This window comes from Microvirga sp. M2 (genome assembly GCF_047497095.1).
GTDB lineage: Bacteria > Pseudomonadota > Alphaproteobacteria > Rhizobiales > Beijerinckiaceae > Microvirga.
Genome location: NZ_CP134063.1, coordinates 842,245 through 866,538, shown reverse-complemented (window position 1 = coordinate 866,538; position 24,294 = coordinate 842,245). Strand labels below are relative to the sequence as shown.

Sequence of the window (24,294 nt, the reverse complement as noted above, 5' to 3'; positions counted from 1 at the left end):
CCGGATCAACCGGCACGCGGATCTCGGAGCATCGACATTAAAAAGATGCTCGAAGCCAGAAAGTCGGAACACCAGAGGAGAAGATAAGATGAAGTCCATGATCCGTTACGGCGTCGCCGCTCTTGCTCTCGCGGCCGTCATCGGGAGCGCCCAGGCGCTGACCCTCGAAGAGGTGAAGAGCGCCGGATACATCCAGGGCGCGACCGCGAACGAAGTGCCTTACGGCTACATGAAGGAGGACGGCACGGCCGCCGGCATCGGCCCCGACGTCGCCATCGCGGTGTTCAAGCGGATGGGCGTCAACGAGGTGAACTGGACCGTGACGCCGTTCGGCACGCTCATCCCCGGCCTGAAGGCCCGCCGCTTCGCCTTCGCGGCCGCCGAGCAGAACATCTCGCCCGAGCGCTGCAAGCAGGTAGCGTTCACCGAGCCGAATTCCAGCTACGGCGAGGGCCTCCTCGTGAAGAAGGGCAACCCGAAGAAGCTGACGACCTATGCGGACATCGCCAAGGACCCGTCGCTCAAGGTCGCCGTCGTGTCGGGCGCCAACAACATCGACTTCCTGCGCGCCGTCGGCGTGAAGGACGACCAGATCGTGATCATCCAGGCCAATGCGGACGCGCCCGCGACGGTGCAATCCCGCGTCGACGCCTATGCGGCCACCGAGCTCACGGTCTCCAAGCTCGCCGAAGGCAGCGAGGGCGTCGAGCAGGTGAAGCCCTTCACGGACCCGATCGTCAACGGCAAGCCGGTGCGCAACTATGGCGGCTTCGCGTTCCGCCTCGAGGACAAGGAGCTCCATGACGCGTTCAACAAGGCGCTGGTGGATTTCCGCAAAACCGACGATTATCGCAAGATCCTCACGTCCTACGGCCTGAGCGACGAGAGCATCAAGGCCGCGGCCGCCAAGGACGTCGCCGACCTCTGCGCTGGAAAGTAATCCGGCATCGTTCGAACTCCCCGGCGGGGCGGGCAGCTCTGCCGGGGGAAACCCGTCAGGAGTTTCGACGATGACATGGACGCAATATCTCGTTCCCCTCCTGAAGGGGGCACAGGTGACGGTGACGATCTCGGTCGCATCGATCGCGCTCGGCGCGATCCTCGCCTTCGCGGCCGGGATCGCCCGTACGTCGAGCAACCGGCTCCTGTCCGGCATCGCCTTCGTCTATATCGTGCTGTTTCGCGGCACGCCGCTGCTCGTGCAGCTCTTCTGGTTCTATTACGCGCTGCCGCTGATCGGCATCTCCTTCGATCCGATCACGACGGGCATCATGACCCTGTCGCTCCTCACGGGCGCCTTCGGGGCCGAAGTGGTGCGCGGCGCCCTGCTGGCGGTGCCGCATACGCAGCTCGAAGCCGCGCGGGCGCTCAATTTCAGCAAGACCTATACCCTGTGGCACATTTCGATGCCCCAGGCCATCATCGAGATGATGCCGGCCTTCGGCAATCTCGCCGTCCAGAACCTCAAGGACACGGCGCTGGTGTCGCTGATTTCGATCGCCGACCTGACCTTCCAGGCACAGTCCATGCGCAACATCACGCTCGACAGCGCGACCGTCTATACCCTGACCCTGCTCGGCTACTTCCTCATCGCCCTGTGCCTGATGCTGATCGTGCGCTTCATCGAGGCGAAGCTGAGGCGCGGTCCGGCCTTCCCCAGGAGCGCCCATTCATGATGTACGGTTACGCCTGGGATACGTCGACGCCGCTGACCTTCGCGCTGTCCATCCTGCCGATCCTCGGGATCGGCCTGATCGTCACGCTTCAGGCGGCGGCGGTCGGATACGCCATCGCGCTCGTGCTCGGCCTCGTGCTGGCGCTCCTGCGCCGCAGCCGGTTCAAGGTGATCTCCTGGACGGTGGCGGGCTTCACCGAGTTCGTGCGCGACACGCCGCTTCTGGTGCAGCTCTTCTTCCTCTATTACGTGCTGCCGGATTTCGGCATCGTGCTGCCGGCCTTCATGACCGGGGCGCTGGCGCTGGGCCTGCAATACTCGGCCTATACGTCGGAGGTGTATCGCGGCGGCATCGACGCGGTGCCGCGCGGCCAGTGGGAGGCCGCGACCGCGCTCAACCTCACGCGGCTGCGGACCTATCGCGACATCGTGGTGCCGCAGATGATTCCGCGCATCGTGCCGGCCCTCGGGAACTATCTCGTGTCGATGCTGAAAGAGACGCCGGTTCTCTCCGTCGTGACCGTGCTCGACATGCTGGGCCTCGCCAACATGATCGGCGAGCGGACCTTCGAGTATCTCGTGCCGCTCTCCATGGTCGGACTGATCTTCCTGCCGATGACGCTCATCTGCTCGGCCCTCATCTACCTGATCGAGAGGGCCCTGCCCAAAAGTGGGATCCCCCTGCGATGACACCGATTATCCGCTTTGAGAACGTCACCAAGCGCTTCGGCGCCCTGACCGTGCTCGACAACTTCAACTTCGAGGTCCAGCGCGGCGAGAAGGTGACCCTGATCGGCCCCTCGGGCTCCGGCAAATCGACGGTCCTGCGCATCCTGATGACGCTCGAGCCCTTCCAGGAAGGGAACCTGGTGATCGACGGGATCAGCTATCACGAACCCCACGGGCACGGCCCGTTCAAGGCGAGCGAGGCGCACCTCCACAAGATCCGCAGCAATGTCGGCATGGTGTTCCAGAGCTTCAACCTGTTCCCGCACATGAGCGTGCTGCGCAACGTCGTCGAGGCGCCCGTCGCGGTCCTGAAGATGAAGCGCGAGGAGGCCGAGAGCCGCGCCACCGAATTGCTGCGCATGGTTGGCCTCCTGGACAAGAAGGATCATTTCCCGAGCCAGCTCTCGGGCGGCCAGCAGCAGCGCGTCGCCATCGCGCGTGCGCTCGCCATGCGTCCCCGCGTGCTGCTGTTCGACGAGCCGACCTCCGCGCTCGACCCGCAGCTCGTCGGCGAGGTGCTCGGCGTCATCCGGGCCCTCGCGCAGGAGCACGACCTGACCATGCTCCTCGTCACCCACGAGATGCGCTTCGCCCGCGAGGTCTCGGACCGGGTCTGTTTCTTCGACAAGGGCCGCATCGTCGAGCAGGGCGATCCGGAACTCCTGTTCACGAACCCGCAGCAGCCGCGCACCCGCGAGTTCCTGAGCTCGATCCTGGGCGAGCAGCCTTCCGCCGCGGCGCGAGAAAGTCTCCAGTCTCTCCCGTGAAAACCGAGAGACTCTCGCCCTTTGGGCGCAAGAACCGAAATCATCTCGCCGCCTGACGGGCTAGCCTTCCTCATCGGCTTTTGATTCAGGAAGGGCGACGCATGAACGCCATCACGCACACCAACGTGGCCGCACCCGCCAAGGCGGACAGCCACCCGGCGCTCGGCCGCCTGAGGGATCCCCGCCTCCTGCGCGAGATGGCCTATCTCGACGGGCGCTGGACCGCGGCCGACGAGGATGCGCGCTTTGCGGTCGCCGATCCCGCCACGGGCCTGACCGTCGCCCACGTGTCGCGCCTCGGCGCCGAGGCCGCAGGCCAGGCCGTCGACGCCGCCGCCCGGGCGCTTCCCGCCTGGAAGGCGGCTCTGCCGCAGGAGCGCGCGCAGCGCCTTCGCGCCTGGCATGCCCTCATGCTGGAGAACCGCGAGGATCTCGCCCTCATCATGACCCTGGAGCAGGGCAAGCCGCTCGCGGAATCCCTCGGCGAGATCGATTACGCGGCCTCCTTCGTGGAATGGTACGCGGAAGAAGCCAAGCGCCTCAACGTCGAGAGCGTGACGAGCCACCTGCCCGGCGCCGAGATGCTGGTGCGCCGCGAGGCCCTGGGCGTCGCGGCCCTGCTGACGCCCTGGAATTTCCCCTCCGCCATGCTGACCCGCAAGGCCGCAGCGGCGCTCGCCGCCGGCTGCACGACGGTCGCCCACCCCTCCTCCTATACGCCGCTTTCCGCGCTCGCGCTCGCCGAGCTCGCCGAGCGCGCCGGCCTGCCGGCGGGCGTCTTCAATATCGTCACGGGCGATGCCGAGCCCATCGCCAACCGCTTCTGCGACGATCCCCGCGTGCGCGTCGTCAGCTTCACGGGCTCGACCGAGATCGGCCGCAAGATCGCCCTGCGCTGCGCCCCCACCATGAAGCGCCTCGTGATGGAACTCGGCGGCCATGCGCCGCTGATCGTGTTCGACGACGCGGATCTCGACAAGGCCGTCGAGATCGCCATGGGGGCGAAATTCGCCACCTCCGGCCAGGACTGCCTGGCGGCCAACCGCATCTATGTGCAGCGTTCGATCTACCCCGCGTTCTGCGAGGCCTTCGGCCAACGCATCGCCGGACTGAAATCAGGTCCGGGCCTCGACAGGGACGTGGAGGTCGGCCCCCTGATGCATCCGAATGCCGTGGCGAAGGCACAGGCGCAGATCGCCGACGCGCTGGCCCTCGGGGCGCGCCGCATCACCGCGGACACGGCCGCCGAAGGCCCCCTCTTCGTGACCCCGACCCTCATCGCCGACGTGCCGGACGACGCGCTGATCATGCGCGAGGAAACCTTCGCCCCGGTCGCGGCCGTGACGCCGTTCGACACGGAGAGCGAGGTGGTGGCCCGGGCGAACGCCACCGAATACGGCCTCGTCGCCTATGTGGTGACCGAGAACGGCGCGCGTGCCCTGCGGCTCGGCCGGGCGCTCGAATACGGCATGGTCGCGGTGAACCGGGTGAAGATCACGGGCGCGCCCATTCCCTTCGGGGGCGTGAAGCAGTCTGGCCTCGGCCGCGAGGGCTCGCGCCACGGCCTGGAGGCCTTCACCGACCTGAAATACCTCTGCATCGACACCCACTGACCGGAGTCAGCCATGCTGAACGAAACCAACACTCTCGACAACGAACTCAACGCCTGGGACCGGGACCATTTCTTCCATCCCTCCACCCACATGGCCCAGCACGCGCGCGGGGAAACGCCGAACCGCATCATCGCGGGCGGCGAAGGCGTCTACATCGTGGACCGGCAGGGCAAGCGCAGCCTCGACGCGTTCGCGGGCCTCTATTGCGTGAATGTCGGCTACGGCCGCACCAAGATCACCGACGCCATCGCGGCCCAGGCCGCCGCCCTGCCCTATTACCACGCCTATGTGGGCCACGGCTCCGAGCCCTCGATCCGTCTCGCCAAGATGATCATCGACCGCGCCCCGAAGGGCATGAGCCGCGTGTTCTTCGGACTGTCGGGCTCGGACGCCAACGAGACCAACATCAAGCTCGTCTGGTACATGAACAACGTGCTGGGGCGGCCCGGGAAGAAGAAGATCATCTCGCGCTGGCGCGGTTATCACGGCTCGGGCCTGATGAGCGGCAGCCTCACGGGCCTCGCCGCCTTCCACAACCTGTTCGACCTGCCGCGCCCGCCGATCCTGCACACGGAGGCGCCCTATTATTTCCGCCGGCCGGACCGCTCCATGAGCGAGGAGCAGTTCTCGCAATATTGCGCCGACAAGCTGGAGGAGATGATCGAGGCCGAGGGTCCGGAGACCATCGCGGCCTTCATCGGCGAGCCGGTGCTCGGCACGGGCGGAATCGTGCCTCCGCCGAAGGGTTATTGGGAGAAGATCCAGGCGGTGCTGGACAAGCACGACATCCTGCTCATCGCCGACGAGGTCATCACCGGGTTTGGCCGCCTCGGCACCATGTTCGGCTCCGACCATTACGGCATGAAGCCCGATCTCATCACCATCGCCAAGGGCCTGACCTCGGCCTATGCGCCGCTCTCGGGCGTGATCGTGTCCGAGAAGGCCTGGCGCGTGCTGGAGCAGGGCTCCGACACCTACGGGGCCATCGGCCACGGCTGGACCTACTCGTCCCATCCGCTCTGCGCGGCGGCCGGCGTCGCCAACCTGGAGGTCGTCGACGAGCTCGGTCTCGTGGCCAATGCCCGCGAGACCGGCGCCTATTTCAACGCCGCCCTGAACGACGCGGTGGGCTCGAACCGCTTCGTGGGCGAGGTGCGCGGCGAGGGCCTGATGGCCGCCGTCGAGTTCGTGCGCGACCGGGACGACCGGGTCTTCTTCGATGCTTCCGAGAAGGTCGGCCCGCGCATCACGGCGGCGCTCCTCGAGCGCGGCGTCATCGGCCGTGCGATGCCCCAGGGCGACATCCTCGGCTTCGCGCCGCCGCTCTGCCTGACCAGGCAGGAGGCCGACATCATCGTGAGCGCCACGAAGGAGGCGGTCGAGTCGGTGACTTCGACCCTTTAACGCATCGCGGGGGCCCGCGGCCCCCGCGCTCCTCGCGGTCATTCTCGCACCTTGTCGTCCCCGCGCAGGCGGGGATCCATAACCACGACCTGCGGAGGAAGAGCGCTGCGGCGTCCGCTCGCCTCCTTCGGCACCGTCAAACGCTATGGATCCCGGGCTCAGCCTTCCGGCCCGGGATGAGAGTGGAAAGCCCGGGAACGCTCCGCCCTCCCCCACCGCTTCCGTCAGGTCCACCCGGCGATCCCTCGACGCGGCGGCCCTATGCACGGCGCGAATGCCCGTCATGCGGCCACGAGCCTGCCGCACCGCAGCGAAACCGGGCCATAGCGCCTGCATCACATCTTCAGCACACCCGTCTTCCACAAAGCATCCCCGCCACCATGACCCTCCTGACCGCCCTTCGCTTCATCAAGCTCGTCTCATCCGACATCGAAGAGATCCGCAGGACGATCAGAGCCCGCTATCCGCGCCTGCGGCGCGATCGGTCCCGCTGACGCATGACGGGGCGGCGTGTTCTCCTCGGTGTCCCGCCGGGGCGAGCGCAACGCTCACCGCTTTCTTCACGCACCGTGGTCGTTACGGATCCCCGCCTGCACGGGATGAGCCGAGCGTCGGCCATGACGGCATCGCGTCAGACTGCCCGCCGGAGCATGTCGACGAGATCCAGACGTTCCCATGGGAAGGACCCATCCTCGTCGCCTGCCCGCCCGAAATGGCCGTAGGTCGCGGTCGGCCGGTAGATCGGCCGAGCCAGATCGAGGCGGTCGATGATGCCCCGCGGGGTCAGATCGACGTTGTTCCGGATCGCCCGGCTGATCCGCTCGCTGGGCACATGATCGCCCCCCTCCACCTGAACATAGACCGAAACGGGCTCGGGAACGCCGATCGCATAGGCGATCTGGATAAGGCACCGTTCGGCAAGACCCGCCGCGACGACGTTTTTGGCCAGATGGCGCGCCGCATAGGCACCCGAGCGGTCGACCTTGGTGGGATCCTTTCCCGAGAAGGCTCCGCCGCCGTGGAGTGCGGCGCCGCCATAGGTGTCCACGATGATCTTGCGGCCCGTCAGGCCCGTATCGCTTTCGGGGCCGCCGACGACGAAGCGGCCGGTGGGATTGACCAGGACATGCTCGCTGCGCCCGTTCCAGCTCTGCCGGAGCACATCGTCGAGCACCGGCAGGACGCGTGCGCGCACGTCGTCCTGCGAGAGACCGGCATCATGGTGGGACGACACCACGACCGTCTCGACGCTGACCGGCCTGCCGCGCTCGTAGCGCATCGTGACCTGCGATTTGGCGTCGGGCAGAAGCCCGTCGGCGCGCCCCGATTTCCGCGCCGCGGCCAGTTCCCGGAGGATCCGGTGCGCGAGCACGATCGGAGCGGGCATCAGCTCCGGCGTCTCGCTGCAGGCATAACCGAACATCATGCCCTGGTCGCCGGCTCCCTCGCTGCGGCGATCTCCCGCATCGACGCCTCTTGCGATGTCGGGAGACTGACTGTGGACGAGAACCGAGACGTCGAGGCTGCACCAATCGAAGCCGGGGAAATCGTAGCCGATGTCGCGCACGGTCTGCCGTGCGATGGCCTCCAGCGCCTCGCGCTCGATCCGCGCCGCGCTGCGCACCTCGCCCGCGAGAACGACGGTGTTCTTCGTGCAGAGGGTTTCTAGCCCGACCCGCGAATCCGGATCTTGCGCGAGATAGGCATCCAGGATCGCATCGGAGATCTGGTCACAGACCTTGTCAGGATGCCCCTCGGAGACGGACTCGCTCGTGAAGAGAAAATCGTTGGCTTGCAGCATGACGTCGCTCGTTTCGGATAGGCTTTTTCTGGAATGATCGGACGGTCGCGGGAAGGCTTTTTGCCGCCCCGCGGCCGCACCCGCTACATGGCCTTGCTGGGATAGCCGGGCGCCTCGATCTCGACCTTCCGCCGGCGTCTGATCTTCTGGATGAAGGGCAGGACAAACACGATCACCGACAGGGTCAGGCAGATGGCGGAGATCGGATGCGACACGAAGATCGTCATCTCGTCGCCGGACATCACGAGCGCCCGGCGAAAATTCGACTCCATCATGTAGCCGAGGACGAGCGCGAGGACGACGGGAGCCGGTTCGATATGCACCTTCGACAATCCGTAGCCGACGATCCCGAACCCGATGGCGACCCAGATCGAGAAGATGTCCTTCGCCTCCGAGAACGTGCCCAGCAGGCACACCGCGCAGACGATTCCCGCGATCACGCCGCGTGGGATCTGGGTAAGCCGCACCCAGAGCCGCGTGCCGTAGAGGCCGAGCAGCACCATGAACGGCATTCCGACCAGGAGCGAGATGTAGATGGAATAGGGAATCTCCGGATGCTGCGCGAAGATCAGCGGTCCCGGCGCGACGCCGTGGATCGCCAGCGCGCCGATCAGAACGGCGGTGCTGGCCTTGCCCGGAATGCCGAGCGCCAGCATCGGCGCGAGCGCTCCCGGCATGCAGGCGTTGTTCGACGTCTCGGCCGCCACCACGCCCTCGGGATTGCCCTTGCCGAAGGTCTCTGGGCTCTTGGAGATCTGCTTCTGGACCGTGTAGGCGACGATGGACGCGATGCTCGCGCCCGCGCCAGGAATGACGCCCACGATATAGCCGAGGAACGTGCTTCGGATCATGTTGCCCATGTGCGGCTTCATCAGTCCGAACTGGCTCGAGACGCCGGGAATTTCCCGCATCGGCACCGTCGGCTCGTCCGTGGTCTCGAGCATTCTGAGCACCTCAGACAGGGCGAAGAGGCCGATCAGCGCGGACACGAACGGAACGCCGCTCAAAAACCCGTCGTCGAAGATGAAGCGCGGCAGGCCGTCGACGGGATCCGTCCCGATCGTGGTCAGGATGAGGCCGAACAGAAGCGCGATGAAGCCGCGCAGGATGGAGCTTCCGGACAGCGCCGAGATGAGGCTCAGGCCGAGAACGGCCAACGCGAAATATTCCGCTGGCCCGAAGGCGAGCGCGAAGGACGTCATCCAGCTCACCGAGAACACGAGCAGGATCGTGCTGAGCACCGAGCCGAAGGCCGAGCCGAGGATGGACAGGGTCAGAGCGTGTCCCGCCTCGCCCCGCTTGCGCATCGGATAGCCGTCGAGCGCCGTGATCGCCGCCGAGGGTTCGCCCGGCGTGTTGACGAGAATGGCCGGAATGGCGCCCGAATATTCCGACGCCATGTAGACGGCGATCAGCATGACGACCGACACGACCGGATCGAGCCCGAATGTGAACGGGATGAGCAGCGCCATGCCGACGCCGGCCGACAATCCCGGCAGTGCGCCGACGAGGTAGCCGACGACGACGCCGGCCAGAAGACCGACCATCACCTGCCACGAGGAGAACGCCGCCAGCCCTGCCATGAAACCTTCGTACATCAGTCACCTCTCACGACAGCGGGGTTTGCAGGAACATCTCGAAGACGATCTTCGTGAACAGGAGAAAACCCGCCACGCAGCCGATCAGAACAAGAGGCCGCGTGGCGTCGGCGAGATAGAGGAACGCCGCCAGGAAGATGCCCATCGCGAGGTAGTAGCCCACATGCTCCATCATGAACGGGAACGCGACGAGCAGCAGGATGCCGATCAGCACGCGCAGGGGCCGCCGGATCGTCGTGGATTCGCCGTGCCGGCCCGTCATCAGGCGCCTCACGGCCGCGCCGACCAGGGCAAGGACGGCGAGGAGCAGAAGGAACGCGAGGCCTTTCGGAAAATCGGCCGCCCCGATGGCGGTGCCGGAATAGTCCGGCAGTACGATCGCTTCCTTCAGGAACCAGCCCGCGAGTCCGGCGAGCGCGAGTCCGGCGACGATGTCGCCGAACTCGGACCGGACGGTGATTTCCTGGGCCGGCGGCAGCGTCGTCCCATAGTCATCGTGATCAGCCGAATGCATGGACATGGCTTTGCCTCCGATCTCGCGCTCATCGCTCGAGCGAGAGCGTCTGCATCCATTGCTTCGTCACGACGTCCTGCTGCTTGGCGTTCTCGGTGAACTCCTTGGGTCCGAGGAAGGCCGGCACGAGCGAGGATTCGGTGATGTAGGACTTCAGCTCCGGCGTCTCGAGCGCCTGCTTGATCGCGCCCGCGAGCTTTTCCTTCACGGCGTCGGGCATGCCTTTGGGCCCGATGACGCCGCGCATCTGCTGCCAGGACGTGTCGGCCTTGTATCCCTGCTCGATCAGCGTCGGCGCGTCGGGGAGCTGCGGCACGCGCTCCTCGGCCATGATGCCGATCACGCGCAGGTTGCCCGCCGCCACGTGGCTCTTGACGAGATCCACATAGGCGATCGCTACTTCGGAATGGCCGCCGAGCACGGACGTGACCGCATCGCCGACGCTGTCGAACGGCACCCAGCGCACCTTGCCGGAATCGAGGTTCGCCGACTTCGCCATGATCTCCCACGCGAAGTGGCCGCCCGAGCCGCGCACGAAGCCCGCCATGACGACGCTGCCCGGCTTGGCGTTGGCGGCGTCGACGAGATCCTTCATGCTCTTCAGCTTGCTGTCGTTGCGCACCACGATGAGGTAAGGCTCGTTCACCAGGCGGGCGATCCAGTCGAAGCTGTCGACGTCGTATTGCTTGAGCGTCTGGTTGAAGGCCCCGATATGCGTGCTCGTCACCGACGCGATCGTGTAGCCGTCGGGCTTGGACTTCTTGAGGTCAGCGAGCTGCGCCGCGCCGCGCCCGCCCGCCTTGTTCTCGACCGGCAGGGGCACGCCGAGGATCTTCTCCATCGCGGTGGCGAGCTTGCGCGCCATCACGTCCGTCGCGCCTCCGGGCGAGACATGCAGGATGTAGCTGATGGGTCTTTCGGGATACTCGGCTCTGGCAGCGGAGCCGCCCGCGACAAGGGCGGCCGCAAGGCCCGCAACGGCAACGATTCGACGCAACATCTCGGTTTCCTCCATTGAGCGTTTTCGCTTTTGCTGCATGGCCTGCTTGAATGCAGGCTCGCTGGTTTTGGGGCGTTCTTTGCGGTCACCGGAGGCAAAGAACCCTGCATCTTGGCGGATCTCGTGGGCGCGTCACGCGCGCGGCTCCCGCAAGGGGAGCGGGCCTCTTTCCTGAAGGTCGTCGGCGGATCATGAAGAGTAGTTGCGATTGATGCAACCATTTATTTTCCAGAGTCCGATCCGTCAGCTTCCCATATGCCAACCTCCGTTCACGTGCATGATCTGGCCCGTGATGAACCGCGCGGAGGGACCCGCGAGATAGCGCGCCATGGCCGCGACCTCCTCCGGCCGGCCCGGTCGTCCGAGAGGCACGGGCCGTATGCGGAAATGCTCAGGCAGATGTCCCTTGCGGGCGGTCTCGATATAGCCCGGAGAGATGCAGTTGACCGTGATGCCCTCGCCCGCGAGCTCGGCGGCGAGCGCCCGCGTCAGGCCTGCCACCCCCGCCTTTGCGGCCGCGACATGGACGCGCTGGGCGACGCCCGCATGGGCCGCGACGCCGCCGATCGTGACGACCGAGGGCGCATCGCTGCGCCGCAGATGAGGGAGGGCCGCCTGCGTGCACAGGAACGTGGCGTCGAGGATGCTCGACACCACCCGCCGCCACTCGTCGTAAGCGATGGCGGAGACCGGATTGTCGGCGCGCAGGGCCGCGTTGTTGACGACGATGTCGAGCGCTCCGAACCTGTCGATCGAGGCATCGATCAGGCCCTTCGCCTCGTCCGGATCCGTGAGATCCGCCAGATGCATGAAGGCTTCTCCACCTTGCGAGCGGATCAGGGACACCGTCTCCTCGGCCTCGATGCGCGAGCCTCTGGCGGCGACCATGACCGACGCGCCGCCGGAGGCGAGTGCAAGCGCGATGGCGCGGCCGATATTCTTGGCGGCTCCCGTGACGAGCGCGACCCGGCCCTTCAGCTCGCGATCATCCATGGCGCATCCCCCCGGCCGCCGGCATCCGCCTGTTGCGCGCGTCGACGGCGAGAATCCGGCGCGCCATGTCGAGATGCAGCCGCTCGATCATCTGCCCGTCGATCTTCACCACGCCCGCATGCGCGGAGGCCGGATCGTCGAAGGCGGCCTGCACGGACGCCGCCCAGGCGATGTCCTCGTCGGAGGGCGAGAAGATCCGGTTGCACGGCTCCACCTGCGTCGGATGGATCAGGGTCTTGCCGTCCATGCCGAGGCCGCGTCCCTGTTCGCATTCGCGGACAAAGCCGTCGCCGTCGTCGAGACGGTTGTAGACGCCGTCAAGAATCGCGAGCCCGTTGGCGCGGGCGGCGGCAACGCAGGTCATCAGCCAGGGGATCACCGCCGCGCGGCTCTGGTCCAGCCTGACGGACGTGTCCTTGGCGAGATCGTTGGTACCCATCACGAAGGCGGCGAGGCGCACGCCCTCCCCGCGAGAGGCGTCGGCGATCGCAAGCGCGTTCAGGATCGCCCGCGGCGTTTCCATCATGGCCCAGATCCGGATGGGCTCGGGCGCCGCGCATTCCTCCATGCGCCGCGCAACCGCGACGATGTCGTCCGGGCCCTCGACCTTCGGGACGAGGATCGCGTCCGGTCCTGCCGCGCAGGCCGCCGAGAGGTCCTCCGGGCCCCAGGACGTCGCCATCGCGTTGATCCGGATGACCACCTCGCGGCCCGGATAGGCCTTCGACGTCACGGCCTCGCACACCTGAGCCCGGGCTGACACTTTCGCATCCGGCGCAACGGCGTCCTCGAGATCGAAGATCAGGGAATCGGCCGGAATCTGCCGCGCCTTCTCGAGCGCCCTGGCATTCGAACCCGGCATGTAGAGCGCGCTGCGCCGCGATGCTTGCGTCACTTGTCCCTCCCGGATCCGTGCGTCGTTCCTTGGCGGTTCTCAGGCTCTTTGGAAGGCGGAAGAACCAACCTTGCCGGCCCCATATTGCAAATGATAGGATCGCGTAGTAGCAATAGCAACAACTAATTTCAGACGCCCGCCAAAGCGCCGTTTCTCCGAACCCCAAGGGAGGTCGAATCATGCCGTCCGTCAGCCGTGTCACGCTCCGGCGCCTCAAGATGCCTCTGATCACGCCCTATCGCCTCTCCTACCGGACCTTCGAGGAATTCGAGCCGTATCTGGTCGAGATCGAGGACAGCGACGGGCGCACGGGCTTCGCCGACGCCCACATCTCGCCCGGTTCGAGCAGCGAGACGCGGGAGGGCGGCTGGCGCTTCGCCTGTGAGCAGATCGAGGCCATCCTGGGCCTTCCCGTCCGCACCGCGAAGGAGGCCGTCCTGGCCCGGTTCGCGGAGAGCAAGGCGGCCACCACGGCGCTCCTGAGCGCCATCGAGGTGATGGAGCGCAACGAGAATCTGAGCGTCACCCAGACCGCCGTCCTGCCCCTTCTCGTGCCCGTGAACGCCCAGACCGCCGGCGAGGTCGCGGCCGAAGTGGAGGATCTGCTGGCGAAGGGATTTGCGACCTTCAAGGTCAAGGTCGGCAAGGACGTGGAGGCCGATCTGCACCGGGTCGCCGCCATCCAGGACGCGGCCGGCGGGCGGGCGACCCTGCGCCTCGACGCCAATCGCGCCTACACCCGCGATCAGGGCATTGCCTTCGCGTCGCGCCTGCGGCCGGAGGGCGTCGAGCTCTTCGAGCAGCCCTGCGATTCCGACGACTGGGACGCCAATGCGGCGGTTGCCGCGGTATCCACGGTCCCCCTGATGCTCGACGAGCCGATCTGCACGCTCGCCGATATCGAGCGGGCGGCCACCATCGGCAATGTCGGTTACTGCAAGCTCAAGCTCAAGCGCTTCGGAGGCCTCGACCGCCTGCGGGAAGGGCTCGATGCGGTCCGGGCGCACGGCATGAAATCCGTTCTCGGAGACGGCCTCGGCAGCGAGGTGCAGGGCTGGCTCGAAGCCTGCATCGCCACGCGCACCATCGACAATGCCGGCGAGTTCAACGGCTTTCTGAAGCCGCACGACCGGCTGTTCGAAAACCCGCTGCCCTTCTTCGACGGCGCGATCCGCCTGCCCGAGGGCTACTGGCCCCGGCTCGACCGGGAAGCGGTCGAGCGCTTCACGGTTCAACAACGCAATTTTTAAAGCACCGATCAAGGGAGAAATGCCGATGGCGCACGAAACGATGCTGGCCGAACTGGACCGTCGCAGAAACGCGGCGCAGCGCATGGGCGGCGAGGACAAGCTCGCCAAGCGCAGGGAGCGCGGACAACTCAATGCTCAGGAGCGGCTCAACGCGCTCGTGGACAAGGGCAGCTTCATGGAAGTCGGCCTGCTCGGCGCGTCCGGGGTCTTCGAGTCCGACATCCGCTCCACGCCGCGCGACGGCAAGATCACCGGCTTCGGCAAGATCGACGGACGCGACGTCGGCGTCGTGGTCAACGACTTCACCACGAAGGGCGCATCCACCAGCGCGACCAATTCCAAGAAGATGGGATATATCCGCAAGGTGTGCACCGAGAAGGGAATGCCCTTCCTCCATATCGGCGAATCCACCGGCGCGCGCCTTCCCGATGCCATGGGCTCGAAAGGCATGGGATCGCTGCTCGGCAACGATCCCACGCAGTTCCGGCGCATGCGCGACACGCCCTGGGTCGCGGCCGCGCTCGACACATCCTTCGGCTCCTCGGCCTGGCTGTGCTGCTGCGCGGACTACGCCGTGATGAAGAAGGGCTCGATCATGTCGGTGTCGAGCCCGCGCCTCGTTTCGATGGCCATCGGCGAGAAGGTCGATCTGGAAGAGCTCGGCGGATGGCGTCTCCATGCCGATCAGACCGGCCTCATCGATCACTTCGTCGACACCGACGAGGAGGCGATGGCGGCCATCCGGCACTTCCTGTCCTACATGCCCTCCCACAACGGCGAGCTCGCGCCGGACGCGCCCGTTCCCGAAGGCTCGGGGGAAGACCAGGAGAAGATCCTGGACATCCTTCCCGAGAAGCGCACCCAGGTCTACGACATGAAGAAGATCGTCAAGATCATCGTCGATCGGGACAGCTTCCTCGAGATCAAGCCGCGCTTCGGCAAACCGGCGATCGTGGGCCTCGCGCGCCTGAACGGAAAGGTCGTGGGCGTCATCGCCAACAACCCGCAGGTGGGCGGCGGCGCGCTGTCGGCGGAGGCCTGCCGCAAGATCATCGATCTCACGGTGCTCTGCGACAGCTTCAACATTCCCATCGTCCGCTTCATGGACACGCCCGGATTCGTCGTGGGCCTCGACGCGGAGCGCCGCGGCGCTCCGGGGCACATCATGAACTTCATGAACGCCACGAGCCTGACGACGGTGCCGTCCGTCACGGTGATCTGCCGCAAGGCCTATGGGCGCGCCTATGTGGCGATGGGCGGCGGAGCCCAGAACGACGCCATGGTGGCCTGGCCCAACGCCGAAGTGAGCTTCATGGACCCGGTCTTCGCCACCAATATCGTGAAGAACCTCTCGCCGGGACAGGACGGCTTCGAGGACGCCCTCGCGGAGATCCAGAAGGATCTGGAGATCTGGGACATGGCGCGGATCTTCTCCGCCCACGACGTCATCAAGCCGCAGGAAACGCGCCGCTATCTCATCCAGATGCTCGACATCCAGCAGCGCCGTCGCTCGAAAGGCCTCGGGCAACACCTGATGCGCACCTGGCCCACGAGCTACTGAGGCGAAGACCATGAACACTCACGAGATCAACAACGCCGCAGCCCTCATCGCGAAGGCCCGCGCCGAAGGCCGCGCGGCCCTGGACGAGAGCGCGGGCAAGGCGCTTCTCGCGCGCTTCGGAATCCGCAGCCCGCGCTCGGCGGTCGCCGCCACCGTCGCCGAAGCGAAGGCGATCGCCGGGAAGCTGACGCCGCCCTTCGTGGCGAAGGTCGTCTCGCCCGACATCCTGCACAAGTCGGATGCGGGCGGCGTCGCCCTTCACCTCGCGGATGCGCAGGCCGTGGGCGCGGCGATCGAGGCCATGCAGGCCAAGCCGAAGATCGCCGCCGCTCACGTGGAAGGCTGGCTCATCGAGGAGATGATTCCCGCCGGGCGCGAGGTCGTGGTCGGCGGCTTTCGCGATCCGCAATTCGGCCAGATGATCATGGTGGGGCTCGGCGGCATCTTCGTCGAGATCCTCAAGGACGTCTCGTTCCGGATCTGCCCCATCGACGCGCAGGACGCCCGCGCCATGCTGGCGGAGCTGAAGGGGCATGAGCTCCTGAAAGGGGCGCGCGGAGAGGCCGGGGTCGACGAGGACGCCCTGGTGGACCTGATGGTGCGCATCGGCGGCGAGAACGGCCTCCTGATGTCGCTTGCCGACGAGATCGCGGAGGCGGACCTCAACCCGGTGATCGTCTCCGCGCACGGGGCCATGGCGGCTGATGCGCGCTTCCTCCTGACGCCCGAGGACGGGTTCGACGGCGCGCAGGACGAGACCGCGCCGCGCCTGCCGGCGCTGCAGGCGTTCGAGCCCTTGTTCGAACCGAAGACCGTCGCCGTGCTCGGCGCGTCCACGAAGGATGTCGCCATCGCCAACACCTTCATCCGGCGGCTGAAGGATTTCGGCTACGGGGGCGCGATCTATCCCATTCACCCCTCGGCGAGCGAAATCGAAGGCTGCAGGGCCTATCCGTCCCTCGCGAGCACGCCCGAGCCCGTCGACTACGCCTATGTGGCGATCGGCGCGCAGCGCATCCCCGATGCGCTCGCGGAGGCCGACGGCCGCTGCCGGATCGCGCAGGTGATCTCCTCCGGCTTCGGCGAAGTGGAGGAAGGCCGGGAGCTCGAAAAGGAGCTTTTGCGCAAGGCCCGGGGAGCGGGCGTGCGCGTGATCGGGCCGAACTGCCTCGGCACCTATTCGCCGCGCGGTGGACTGACCTTTCCGTCCGGCGCGCCGAAAGAGGTCGGGCATGTGGGCGTCATCGCCCAATCCGGCGGCCTGAGCACGGACATCATCAAGCGCGGTCAGTGGCGCGGCCTGAGATTCAGCGGGCTCGTCACCATCGGCAACAGCGCGGACGTGACGCCGCACGAGCTTCTCGAATACTACTTCGCCGATCGGCAGACGCGGGCGATCGGTCTCTACATCGAGGACGTGAAGGAAGGCCGGGCCTTCTTCGAGCTTCTGCGCTCGCCTCTGGCGACGAAGCCGGTGGTCATCCTGAAGGGCGGGCGCTCCAGCCAGGGGCGGCTCGCGGCCGCCTCGCATACGGGCGCGCTCGCAGGCGACGACAAGGCCTGGGATGCGTTGACGAAGCAGACGCCCGTGGTGCTGGTTTCGACCGTCGACGCCTTCATCGACACGCTGCTCGCGCTGCAGCACCTGCAGCTCAGGCCGTCGAAGCCCACCAGGGCCGTGACCCTGTTCGGAAACGGCGGCGGCTCGAGCGTTCTGGGCACGGACACCTTCGCGAGCGTCGGCCTCGACGTCTCGCCCTATTCCGGCACCGCCCGAAGCCTGCTTGAGAACCTGCGCCTGCCCCCCGGCACAAGCGTCGCCAACCCCATCGACACGCCGGTCAGGACCCTCCAGGAGCGGGACGGATTCGTGGCGGGCGAAATTCTCGACATCGTCTACGAACACGCCAGGCCCGACGCGATCGCCATGCATCTCAACCTCGCCGCCTTCGTCGGGCGCGGCACGGTCGATCCGATCGACAACCTCTTCCTCGTCGTCGCGCAGGCCCAGACGGCATGGCCGGGAATCGCCCATTTCGCCCTGGCCCTGCGGACCGACGGCTCCGCCGAACTCGACGAGCGCCGCCGCCATTACCGGGAGAAGGCCCGGGAGATCGGCGTGCCGGTCTTCGACGAGATCGCCCCGATGGCGCTTGCTCTCGCCAATGTCGGCCATCTTGAGCGCCGCCTGGCGGCGAAAGCCGGGGAATAGCCCGGCCTCATCACCTCCGTCATGGCCGTATCGGGGAAAGGCCGGGCTTCTCAGCGATCAGAGCCCGGTCTTCTTCCTGAACGATGCGATTTCCGCGGGCGAGAAGCAGGCCATGCGCAGGGCCTTCAGATGCGGTCCGAACTCCGCGTCGATCTGGGGGCCGAACCGGGCGAAGATCTCGGCCATGTAATAGTCGTGGCGGATCAGCGACTGGGCGAGATTCACGATGGGCCGGTTGCGCGAATAGGCGGCGATGACCTCTCCGTCCATGGCGGCGGTCAGCATCTCGGCATGATCGACGGCGAGCGTGAAGAGGTTGTCGGCCGAGCCCATACGCACGCCGCTGCCCTCGTGGATATAGACGCGGCTCTTGTCGGTGAAGCGGAACTCGTCGGCATCGAACCCAAACAGGACGATCAGCGTCTCGACCCCGCGCTCGGCGGCCGCCTTCAGGGCGGTCTTGTGCCGCCGCAGCACGTCGTCGGCCGCCTTGACCCAGATGACCTCGCGGCTTTCCGAAATCAGGCTGTCGATCTTGTCGTGAACGGAAAGCTCGCCCCGCAGGGTCCAGACATATTGATCGTCCACGGTCGGGGCGATGGCCGAGAGGCGGTCGGCGAGGTCGTTGCACAGGGTCTGCGTCTGGCGCGCGATGGTGTCGAACAATTCGCTGGGCTTCGCGGCCACGTAGCGGACCGGCGTCTCGCTCACCGGCAGCACGGCCGAGCGCTGCGCCAGGGCTTCGAGCGCCTGATAGGTATTGGGCCGCGGGACGCCCGCGCTCTTCGAAATCTCATAGGCGGTCGCGGGGGACTGGCGCAGGAGCTGGATATAGACCCGCGCCTCGTATTCGGTGAAGCCGAGACGCTTCAGATCGCCCGCGAGCTCGCTCGCCCCATGGGTCACTGCAAGTTTGCCTGCCACTCGAGAAACCTCCGTTGCGGGAAACCCTTACCCGACTGCCGCCCGCATGGCAAAGAGCGGAGGCGGACCCGTCCGGGCCCTCCTCCGCCGTGATCGTCAGAGCTTCGAAAGCCCCTTCCAGGCCATGGGAAGGAGGCAGGCCGCGAGGGCGGCCTTGACGGCGTCGCCTGCAAGGAAGGGCGCGACGCCCGCCATGAAGGCCTTCTGCGGCCCGAACAGCACCGACAGCCAGGCGAAGCCGAAGGCGGTGATGACGGCGGAGCCCAGGAGCATCCCGATCGAGGTCAGCGGCACCGAGCGGCTCCATCCGGCCTCGGCGAACCGTCCCGCCAGGGCGGCCGCGACCAGGAAGCCCGCGAGATAACCTCCGGTGGGGCCTGCGAACTGCGCCGCGCCTCCTCCTGCGGTGAAGACCGGCAGCCCCAACGCGCCCTCGGCCAGGTAGAGCGCCACGGCGGCGGCCCCGAGCCTCGATCCGTACAGGAAGCCGACGAGGAGCACGGCGAAGGTCTGCATCGTCATCGGCACGGGCCACATGGGCACCTTGATCTGGGCGCTGATCGCGATCAGCAGGCTTCCGGCCACGGCGAGACACACGGCGCGGGCCCGGCGGCTTGCGCCGGGAGCCCAGGCGGCGTCGATCAGAAGAGAAGCGGACGACATGGTTTTATCTCCTTCGGAAGTCAGGCGGCGATCAGTTGCGGACGCCGCGCGTCGATGAAGCCGGTATGGACGTCGCCCCTGGCGAATTCGGCGTCGCCGAGGCAGGCCAGCAGGAAGTCGCGGTTGGTCCGCACGCCCTCGATCCGGAAGGCCTGGAGAGCGTCGATCAGGCGCCGGCGGGCCTCGTCGCGGTCCGCCCCCCAGGCGATGACCTTGGCCAGCATGGGATCGTAATAGGGCGTGACCGTATCGCCGCTCCGGTAGCCGGAATCGACGCGGACATGCGCCATCCCGGAGGGCCCTGCGAATTCCGCCAGAGTGCCGGGGGACGGCATGAACATCTTCGCCGGGTTCTCCGCATAGAGGCGGCCTTCGATCACATGCCCGCGGCAGGCGATCTCGCCCTGGTCGAGTCCCCTGAGGGCCCCGCGCGCGAAGTCGAGCTGCATGGCGACGAGGTCGCGGCCGGTGACCATCTCGGTGACGGGATGCTCGACCTGGATGCGCGTGTTCATTTCCAGGAAGTAGAACGCGAACGTGTCCGCGTCGACGATGAACTCCACGGTTCCGGCCCCGCCGTAGCGGACGGCCCGGACGAGGCGCAGGGCGGCCTCGGCCATCTCGCGGCGCACCGCGTCGGGCAGACCCGGCGCCGGGCTCTCCTCGATCACCTTCTGGAACCGCCGCTGCAGCGAACAATCGCGCTCGAAGAGATGGACCGCCGTGCCGTCGCCGAAGCCGAACACCTGAATCTCCACATGGCGCGCTTTCGGAACGAAGCGTTCCAGGAACACCGATCCGTCGCCGAAGGCATTCGCCGCCATCGACTGGGTGGCCTTCACGGTTTCGGCAAGAGCTCCCGCGCCGTCGACGCGCCGCATGCCGATGCCGCCGCCGCCGGCCGCCGCCTTGACCAGAAGCGGATAGCCGACGCCTTCCGCCGCCTCCTCCAGCCCGTCGAGCTCGTTCGGCCGGAACCGTCGCGATCCCGGCACGATCGGAACTCCGGCGGCGTCCGCGATCTCCCGCGCGCGCTGCTTGTCGCCCATGCTGCGGATGACGTCGGGCGCGGGGCCGATCCAGGTCAGTCCCGCCGCGACGACCCGCTCGGCGAAATCCGCGTTTTCCGACAGAAAGCCGTAGCCGGGATGGACGGCGTCTGCGCCTGTCCGCGCGGCGGCGTCGAGGACGGCATCGACCTTGAGATAGCTGTCGCGCGCGGGGGCCGGACCCAGAAGCCAGGCCTCGTCCGCGGCCTCCACGTGCATCGAGCGGGCATCCGCCTCGGAATGGACTGCGACCGTCGAAAGCCCGAGCGACCGGCATGCGCGAAAGACCCGCAGGGCGATCTCGCCACGATTGGCGACAAGAACCTTGTGCATGGCGCGCCTCACACCTCGATCCGCGCGACCACGGACCCTTCGGCGACGATGTCCCCCTCGGCCACGAGGATCTCGGAGAGGCGTCCGTCCTCGGAGGCCATGATCGGGATCTCCATCTTCATGGATTCCATGATGATGATGGGATCGCTCTCGCTCAGCCGGTCCCCGACCTGCGCCACGATCTTCCAGATATTGCCGGTGATCTCCGTCTTGATGTCGATATGGCTCATCCTGTGCGTCCTCCGCTGACTCATTGCCGATTGACCGGGAGCTTAAACGCGTCCAATAGTAGTTGCAAGAGCTACTACGGAATTGGATCATGAGCGAGACGGGAATTTTCAGGGAGTGGATCGGCCGGACCGAGACGGCCGCGCAGGTAGCGGAACGCTGGCCGATCCTGGGATTGTGCGCCCTTCTGGGCAAAGCCGAGGCTCCCGGCCCCGGCGACCCGATCCCGCCTGCGGCCCACTGGACCTATTTCGGCCCCACCGTCGCCCAGGCACGGATCGGGCCCGACGGGCATCCGGAACGGAAGGGCCTCCTGCCTCCCATCGTCCAGCCGAGGCGGATGTGGGCGGCAAGCGACATCGTCTTTTCGGGAGACATCCGGATCGGTGACGTCGTGACGAAGACGACCCGCATCGCCGACATCTCCGAGAAGGACGGCAAAACGGGCTCGCTCGTCTTCGTCAATGTCGACAACCGCTACCATGTGGACGACAGGGAGGTGCTGTCGGAGATCCAGACCCTGGTCTATCGCGATCATCCCAAGGCCGGCGAGGCTGCTCCACCGGACAAGGCGGCCCCGGCCGACCCGGCCTGGACGCATCGGATCGATCCCGATCCCGTCCTGCTGTTCCGCTATTCGGCCGTCACCTTCAACGGCCACCGCATCCATTACGACGCGCCCTACGCCACGGGCCAGGAAGGCTATCCCGGCATCGTCGTCCAGGGACAGTTGACCGCGACCCTGCTGCTCGACCAGTTCCGCGCGCGCTTCCCCAACCGCCCGATCCGCGGCTTCAGCTTCCGGGCCGTGAAGCCGCTCTTCTCGGGACGGCCTTTCTTTCTCGAAGGCACCGAGAAGGACGACGGCTCCCATTCCCTCTGGGCGCGGGACCAGGACGGCGCGCTGTCCCTGACCGCGACACTGACGTGAACTTCGAAGCGAACCGGAGTTCGACGCGATGACGGAGATATCCCCTGACCTCGTATGGGCGGCGCCGACCGGTTTCGACCCGGCCAGCGAGGGATGGGAACGCCGCTCGGACGAGGGCTTCGTCGGCTTGATCGGCCCGTTCTGGCAGCGGCGGGACGGCGACCTTTCGGCCCTGGGGCTCCTGACCGAGCCGAAGCATCACAACCGCCGCGGCGTCGTGCAGGGCGGCGTCCTGATGACGCTCGCGGACCGGGCGCTCGGGACGGGCGCCTGGCACGAAACCGGCGGCAAGCCGCAGGCAACCGTGCAGCTCGACGTTCACTTCGTGGAGACGGTCAAAATCGGAGAGTTCGTCGAAGCGCGGGGCCAGGTGGTCCGGCGCACGCACTCGCTGGTCTTCATGCGGGGCACGCTCGTCGTCGGATCACGGGTGGTCGCCACGGCCGACGGCGTGTGGAAGATCCTCGCCCCTGCAGGCGCCTCTTCGGACCGACGCCTGCCCGTGACGGAGTAAGGCAGGAGCGGACCTTCACGACCGCATCATCGTCATTCGGGCAGCGGGACGCTCGATCTGATCGCCCATTCCTCGATCGGAGTCTGCTGAGACGAGGAAACGATGCAGATGCGGTCGAAGCGCACGCTCATGCCCGCCATCCGCGCCCGCAGGGCTTCCATGGCTCGGGACTTTTCAGGGCCTTCCTGGATCCCATAGGCCAGTGAGATATGCGGCATGAAGCTCTCGACGCTTCCAACACGGAAGACCTCGACGGCCTTTGTCTTCATGGCGCGCAGAGGCTGCACGACCGGAAAGCGCGCATAGAACGAGCGATAGTACAGGCCGCTTTCCTCGACCGTCTCGACGGGCGCGTCGAACGCGCTCGCATCCTCGGCGACCTGCGCGAGAAGCGGCTGCAGTTCCTCACAGGTTCTCGGCATATCCTCCACGAGGGTCAGATGCGGCTGGAAGACCGGGCTTGCGAAGCGTCCGGCGAGATCCCGGACGATGTCCGAAAACAACTTCTCCTGCGCGGCGCAGGGCATCAGCCAGATGGAATGGTACTCGGCCTTCATGTCGTTCCCTCGAACGGGGCGGCCGGAGGGCCGCCTCTCACGTGCCGTCCTTCAACGGCCGGACGCTTCCACGATAGATCAGAGGCACATCGAGCACCGACACGATGGGCGGCGCCTTCGGGTCGGCCTGCCGCCGATCCAGAACCCGGATGGTTTCCGCGGCGAGCGCCTCCTCGTCCTGATGAAAGGTCGTCAGACGATAGGCGCTCCAGCGGGTTTGCGGAATGCCGTCGAACCCGATGACCGAGAGGTTCTCGGGGATCGAGAGGTTCAGCACGTCCCGGGCGTAATCCATCAATCCGAGCGCCATGAGATCGTTGACGCAGAAAACCGCCTCGACCGGATCTCCCGTTCCCAGGAGCAGGGACGCGGCGGCCTGACCGCCCTCGTAATCGGTGTAGCCCGCCCGCTGAACCTTGACCTCGAGGCCCCGCTCCCTGGCCGCCGCGACGAAGGCCTCCTCCCGTTCGATCAGGTTCGGGCTGCCGACGATCGATGTGACGAGGCCGAGATTCGTCAGCCCTCGCGCCAGGAAGACCTCGACGGCGATCTGCGCCGCCCGGGCATTGTTGATCCGGACGTGGTCCGGACCGTGCTCCGTCCGCCCGACGACGATGAGCGGCTGCCCGTTGCGCTGCGCCAGTTCGACGATGGACGAGGACGGCATGCCGGACAGGACGATCGTCGCCTCGGCCCTGTACCGCAGAAGCGTCGCATGGGCGGCGCCGACCTGATCCTCTCCGGGCTCGGTGGGAATGAGGACGGGAACGCTTCCCCGTGCGACGAGGCGCCGCGACAAGGCCGCGACCTGCAGCGTCCGGAAGGGGCTTGCAAGATCCGAGGCGACCAGCCCCACGAGGCGGCTGCGATTGGCGAGAAGCCCGCGCGCCAGATCGTTGACCTGGTAGCCCAGCTCCGCCGCGGCCTTCATCACCTTCTTGCGCGTCGCGGGGGCGATGCTCGCTCCCGGCGTGAAGGCGCGCGAGACGGCCGAGCGCGAGACGCCGGCGCGTTCGGCCACCATATGGGCGCTGACGAAGTGCGGCCCGGTTTCGTCGATCTCCGTCTCCATGTCTCCCGTCA

At 66.8% G+C, this 24,294-nt stretch carries 23 protein-coding genes; 11 read left to right on the top strand and 12 right to left on the bottom strand.

Translation table 11 applies throughout. The features are described from left to right. Positions 1-88 precede the first annotated feature (88 nt). The 6 genes from ehuB (at position 89) to RE429_RS04065 (ending at position 6,188) form a co-directional block, all read left to right on the top strand. Complete coding sequence (gene ehuB, locus RE429_RS04090) at positions 89-940, top strand: ectoine/hydroxyectoine ABC transporter substrate-binding protein EhuB (RefSeq protein WP_414473102.1); 852 nt, start codon at positions 89-91, stop codon at positions 938-940. A gap of 70 nt (positions 941-1,010) precedes the next feature. After that, positions 1,011-1,676: an ectoine/hydroxyectoine ABC transporter permease subunit EhuC gene (gene ehuC / locus RE429_RS04085; protein ID WP_414473101.1), complete on the top strand. Its 666-nt coding sequence runs from the start codon at positions 1,011-1,013 to the stop codon at positions 1,674-1,676. Beyond that, the gene (gene ehuD, locus RE429_RS04080; RefSeq protein WP_414473100.1) at positions 1,673-2,365 is read left to right on the top strand and encodes an ectoine/hydroxyectoine ABC transporter permease subunit EhuD; all 693 of its coding nucleotides are present in this window, start codon (positions 1,673-1,675) and stop codon (positions 2,363-2,365) included. The genes ehuC and ehuD overlap by 4 nt, the downstream gene beginning before the upstream one ends. After that, the gene (gene ehuA / locus RE429_RS04075; protein WP_414473099.1) at positions 2,362-3,171 is read left to right on the top strand and encodes an ectoine/hydroxyectoine ABC transporter ATP-binding protein EhuA; all 810 of its coding nucleotides are present in this window, start codon (positions 2,362-2,364) and stop codon (positions 3,169-3,171) included. Before ehuD ends, ehuA begins: the two co-directional genes overlap by 4 nt. Positions 3,172-3,272: 101 nt before the next feature. After that, positions 3,273-4,784 (top strand): NAD-dependent succinate-semialdehyde dehydrogenase, encoded by a 1,512-nt coding sequence (locus RE429_RS04070; protein ID WP_414473098.1) that lies wholly within the window; start codon positions 3,273-3,275, stop codon positions 4,782-4,784. A gap of 12 nt (positions 4,785-4,796) precedes the next feature. Further along, the gene (locus RE429_RS04065; RefSeq protein WP_414473097.1) at positions 4,797-6,188 is read left to right on the top strand and encodes an aspartate aminotransferase family protein; all 1,392 of its coding nucleotides are present in this window, start codon (positions 4,797-4,799) and stop codon (positions 6,186-6,188) included. A gap of 631 nt (positions 6,189-6,819) precedes the next feature. On the opposite strand, the gene metK is transcribed toward RE429_RS04065, so the two are convergent. The 6 genes from metK to RE429_RS04035 all read right to left on the bottom strand — a co-directional run bounded on the left by metK (position 6,820) and on the right by RE429_RS04035 (position 12,989). Then, positions 6,820-7,986 carry a methionine adenosyltransferase gene (gene metK / locus RE429_RS04060; RefSeq protein WP_414474113.1) on the bottom strand — a complete coding sequence of 389 codons (1,167 nt, stop codon included), beginning with the start codon at positions 7,984-7,986 and terminating at the stop codon, positions 6,820-6,822. 86 nt (positions 7,987-8,072) lie between these two features. Further along, the gene (locus tag RE429_RS04055) at positions 8,073-9,587 is read right to left on the bottom strand and encodes a tripartite tricarboxylate transporter permease (protein WP_414473096.1); all 1,515 of its coding nucleotides are present in this window, start codon (positions 9,585-9,587) and stop codon (positions 8,073-8,075) included. 10 nt (positions 9,588-9,597) lie between these two features. Further along, complete coding sequence (locus tag RE429_RS04050; protein WP_414473095.1) at positions 9,598-10,107, bottom strand: tripartite tricarboxylate transporter TctB family protein; 510 nt, start codon at positions 10,105-10,107, stop codon at positions 9,598-9,600. A gap of 22 nt (positions 10,108-10,129) precedes the next feature. Continuing rightward, positions 10,130-11,101, bottom strand: coding sequence for a tripartite tricarboxylate transporter substrate binding protein (locus RE429_RS04045; protein WP_414473094.1), 972 nt, complete (start codon positions 11,099-11,101; stop codon positions 10,130-10,132). Between the two features lie 243 nt (positions 11,102-11,344). After that, a complete protein-coding gene (locus RE429_RS04040; RefSeq protein ID WP_414473093.1) occupies positions 11,345-12,094 on the bottom strand; it encodes an SDR family NAD(P)-dependent oxidoreductase in 750 nt (249 codons plus the stop codon). Beyond that, positions 12,087-12,989 carry an HpcH/HpaI aldolase/citrate lyase family protein gene (locus RE429_RS04035; RefSeq protein WP_414473092.1) on the bottom strand — a complete coding sequence of 301 codons (903 nt, stop codon included), beginning with the start codon at positions 12,987-12,989 and terminating at the stop codon, positions 12,087-12,089. The genes RE429_RS04040 and RE429_RS04035 overlap by 8 nt, the downstream gene beginning before the upstream one ends. A 179-nt stretch (positions 12,990-13,168) precedes the next feature. Here RE429_RS04035 and RE429_RS04030 point away from each other — a divergent pair, with 179 nt between their 5' ends. The 3 genes from RE429_RS04030 to RE429_RS04020 are packed head-to-tail and all read left to right on the top strand — an operon-like array spanning position 13,169 to position 18,012. Next, a complete protein-coding gene (locus RE429_RS04030) occupies positions 13,169-14,239 on the top strand; it encodes a mandelate racemase/muconate lactonizing enzyme family protein (RefSeq protein ID WP_414473091.1) in 1,071 nt (356 codons plus the stop codon). Positions 14,240-14,264: 25 nt separating this feature from the next. After that, positions 14,265-15,800, top strand: a complete 1,536-nt coding sequence (locus RE429_RS04025) for an acyl-CoA carboxylase subunit beta (protein ID WP_414473090.1) — start codon at positions 14,265-14,267, stop codon at positions 15,798-15,800. Positions 15,801-15,810: 10 nt separating this feature from the next. Continuing rightward, complete coding sequence (locus tag RE429_RS04020; RefSeq protein WP_414473089.1) at positions 15,811-18,012, top strand: acetate--CoA ligase family protein; 2,202 nt, start codon at positions 15,811-15,813, stop codon at positions 18,010-18,012. Positions 18,013-18,069: 57 nt separating this feature from the next. Here the strand turns inward: RE429_RS04020 and RE429_RS04015 are convergent, their stop codons facing one another. The 4 genes from RE429_RS04015 to RE429_RS04000 form a co-directional block, all read right to left on the bottom strand. After that, entirely contained in the window at positions 18,070-18,936 is an 867-nt protein-coding gene (locus RE429_RS04015) for a TrmB family transcriptional regulator (protein ID WP_414473088.1), read from the bottom strand. A gap of 96 nt (positions 18,937-19,032) precedes the next feature. Beyond that, positions 19,033-19,599, bottom strand: a complete 567-nt coding sequence (locus RE429_RS04010) for a biotin transporter BioY (RefSeq protein ID WP_414473087.1) — start codon at positions 19,597-19,599, stop codon at positions 19,033-19,035. Between the two features lie 20 nt (positions 19,600-19,619). After that, positions 19,620-20,981 (bottom strand): acetyl/propionyl/methylcrotonyl-CoA carboxylase subunit alpha, encoded by a 1,362-nt coding sequence (locus RE429_RS04005; RefSeq protein ID WP_414473086.1) that lies wholly within the window; start codon positions 20,979-20,981, stop codon positions 19,620-19,622. Between the two features lie 8 nt (positions 20,982-20,989). Next, entirely contained in the window at positions 20,990-21,211 is a 222-nt protein-coding gene (locus RE429_RS04000; protein ID WP_414473085.1) for a biotin/lipoyl-binding carrier protein, read from the bottom strand. An 89-nt stretch (positions 21,212-21,300) separates the two neighbouring features. On the opposite strand from RE429_RS04000, the gene RE429_RS03995 reads away from it, so the two are divergent. Both RE429_RS03995 and RE429_RS03990 read left to right on the top strand, forming a co-directional pair. Continuing rightward, positions 21,301-22,140: a MaoC family dehydratase N-terminal domain-containing protein gene (locus RE429_RS03995; RefSeq protein WP_414473084.1), complete on the top strand. Its 840-nt coding sequence runs from the start codon at positions 21,301-21,303 to the stop codon at positions 22,138-22,140. 28 nt (positions 22,141-22,168) lie between these two features. Continuing rightward, positions 22,169-22,654: a PaaI family thioesterase gene (locus RE429_RS03990; RefSeq protein ID WP_414473083.1), complete on the top strand. Its 486-nt coding sequence runs from the start codon at positions 22,169-22,171 to the stop codon at positions 22,652-22,654. Between the two features lie 32 nt (positions 22,655-22,686). Here RE429_RS03990 and RE429_RS03985 read toward each other — a convergent pair whose 3' ends face one another. Both RE429_RS03985 and RE429_RS03980 read right to left on the bottom strand, forming a co-directional pair. Continuing rightward, positions 22,687-23,211, bottom strand: coding sequence for a 2'-5' RNA ligase family protein (locus tag RE429_RS03985; protein WP_414473082.1), 525 nt, complete (start codon positions 23,209-23,211; stop codon positions 22,687-22,689). A gap of 37 nt (positions 23,212-23,248) precedes the next feature. After that, a complete protein-coding gene (locus tag RE429_RS03980) occupies positions 23,249-24,283 on the bottom strand; it encodes a LacI family DNA-binding transcriptional regulator (RefSeq protein WP_414473081.1) in 1,035 nt (344 codons plus the stop codon). Between the last annotated feature and the right edge of the window lie 11 nt (positions 24,284-24,294).

Bases quoted from the DNA above. Each gene is read 5' to 3' on its own strand.
- RE429_RS03985 (WP_414473082.1), bottom strand. From the start codon at position 23,211: ATGAAGGCCGAGTACCATTCCATCTGGCTGATGCCCTGCGCCGCGCAG.
- RE429_RS04055 (WP_414473096.1), bottom strand. From the start codon at position 9,587: ATGTACGAAGGTTTCATGGCAGGGCTGGCGGCGTTCTCCTCGTGGCAG.
- ehuB (WP_414473102.1), top strand. From the start codon at position 89: ATGAAGTCCATGATCCGTTACGGCGTCGCCGCTCTTGCTCTCGCGGCC.
- RE429_RS04020 (WP_414473089.1), top strand. From the start codon at position 15,811: ATGAACACTCACGAGATCAACAACGCCGCAGCCCTCATCGCGAAGGCC.
- RE429_RS04000 (WP_414473085.1), bottom strand. From the start codon at position 21,211: ATGAGCCATATCGACATCAAGACGGAGATCACCGGCAATATCTGGAAG.
- ehuA (WP_414473099.1), top strand. From the start codon at position 2,362: ATGACACCGATTATCCGCTTTGAGAACGTCACCAAGCGCTTCGGCGCC.
- ehuC (WP_414473101.1), top strand. From the start codon at position 1,011: ATGACATGGACGCAATATCTCGTTCCCCTCCTGAAGGGGGCACAGGTG.
- RE429_RS03995 (WP_414473084.1), top strand. From the start codon at position 21,301: ATGAGCGAGACGGGAATTTTCAGGGAGTGGATCGGCCGGACCGAGACG.
- RE429_RS04065 (WP_414473097.1), top strand. From the start codon at position 4,797: ATGCTGAACGAAACCAACACTCTCGACAACGAACTCAACGCCTGGGAC.
- RE429_RS04025 (WP_414473090.1), top strand. From the start codon at position 14,265: ATGGCGCACGAAACGATGCTGGCCGAACTGGACCGTCGCAGAAACGCG.
- RE429_RS04030 (WP_414473091.1), top strand. From the start codon at position 13,169: ATGCCGTCCGTCAGCCGTGTCACGCTCCGGCGCCTCAAGATGCCTCTG.
- RE429_RS04070 (WP_414473098.1), top strand. From the start codon at position 3,273: ATGAACGCCATCACGCACACCAACGTGGCCGCACCCGCCAAGGCGGAC.
- ehuD (WP_414473100.1), top strand. From the start codon at position 1,673: ATGATGTACGGTTACGCCTGGGATACGTCGACGCCGCTGACCTTCGCG.
- RE429_RS04005 (WP_414473086.1), bottom strand. From the start codon at position 20,981: ATGCACAAGGTTCTTGTCGCCAATCGTGGCGAGATCGCCCTGCGGGTC.
- RE429_RS04040 (WP_414473093.1), bottom strand. From the start codon at position 12,094: ATGGATGATCGCGAGCTGAAGGGCCGGGTCGCGCTCGTCACGGGAGCC.
- RE429_RS04010 (WP_414473087.1), bottom strand. From the start codon at position 19,599: ATGTCGTCCGCTTCTCTTCTGATCGACGCCGCCTGGGCTCCCGGCGCA.
- RE429_RS04045 (WP_414473094.1), bottom strand. From the start codon at position 11,101: ATGTTGCGTCGAATCGTTGCCGTTGCGGGCCTTGCGGCCGCCCTTGTC.
- RE429_RS03980 (WP_414473081.1), bottom strand. From the start codon at position 24,283: ATGGAGACGGAGATCGACGAAACCGGGCCGCACTTCGTCAGCGCCCAT.
- RE429_RS03990 (WP_414473083.1), top strand. From the start codon at position 22,169: ATGACGGAGATATCCCCTGACCTCGTATGGGCGGCGCCGACCGGTTTC.
- RE429_RS04050 (WP_414473095.1), bottom strand. From the start codon at position 10,107: ATGTCCATGCATTCGGCTGATCACGATGACTATGGGACGACGCTGCCG.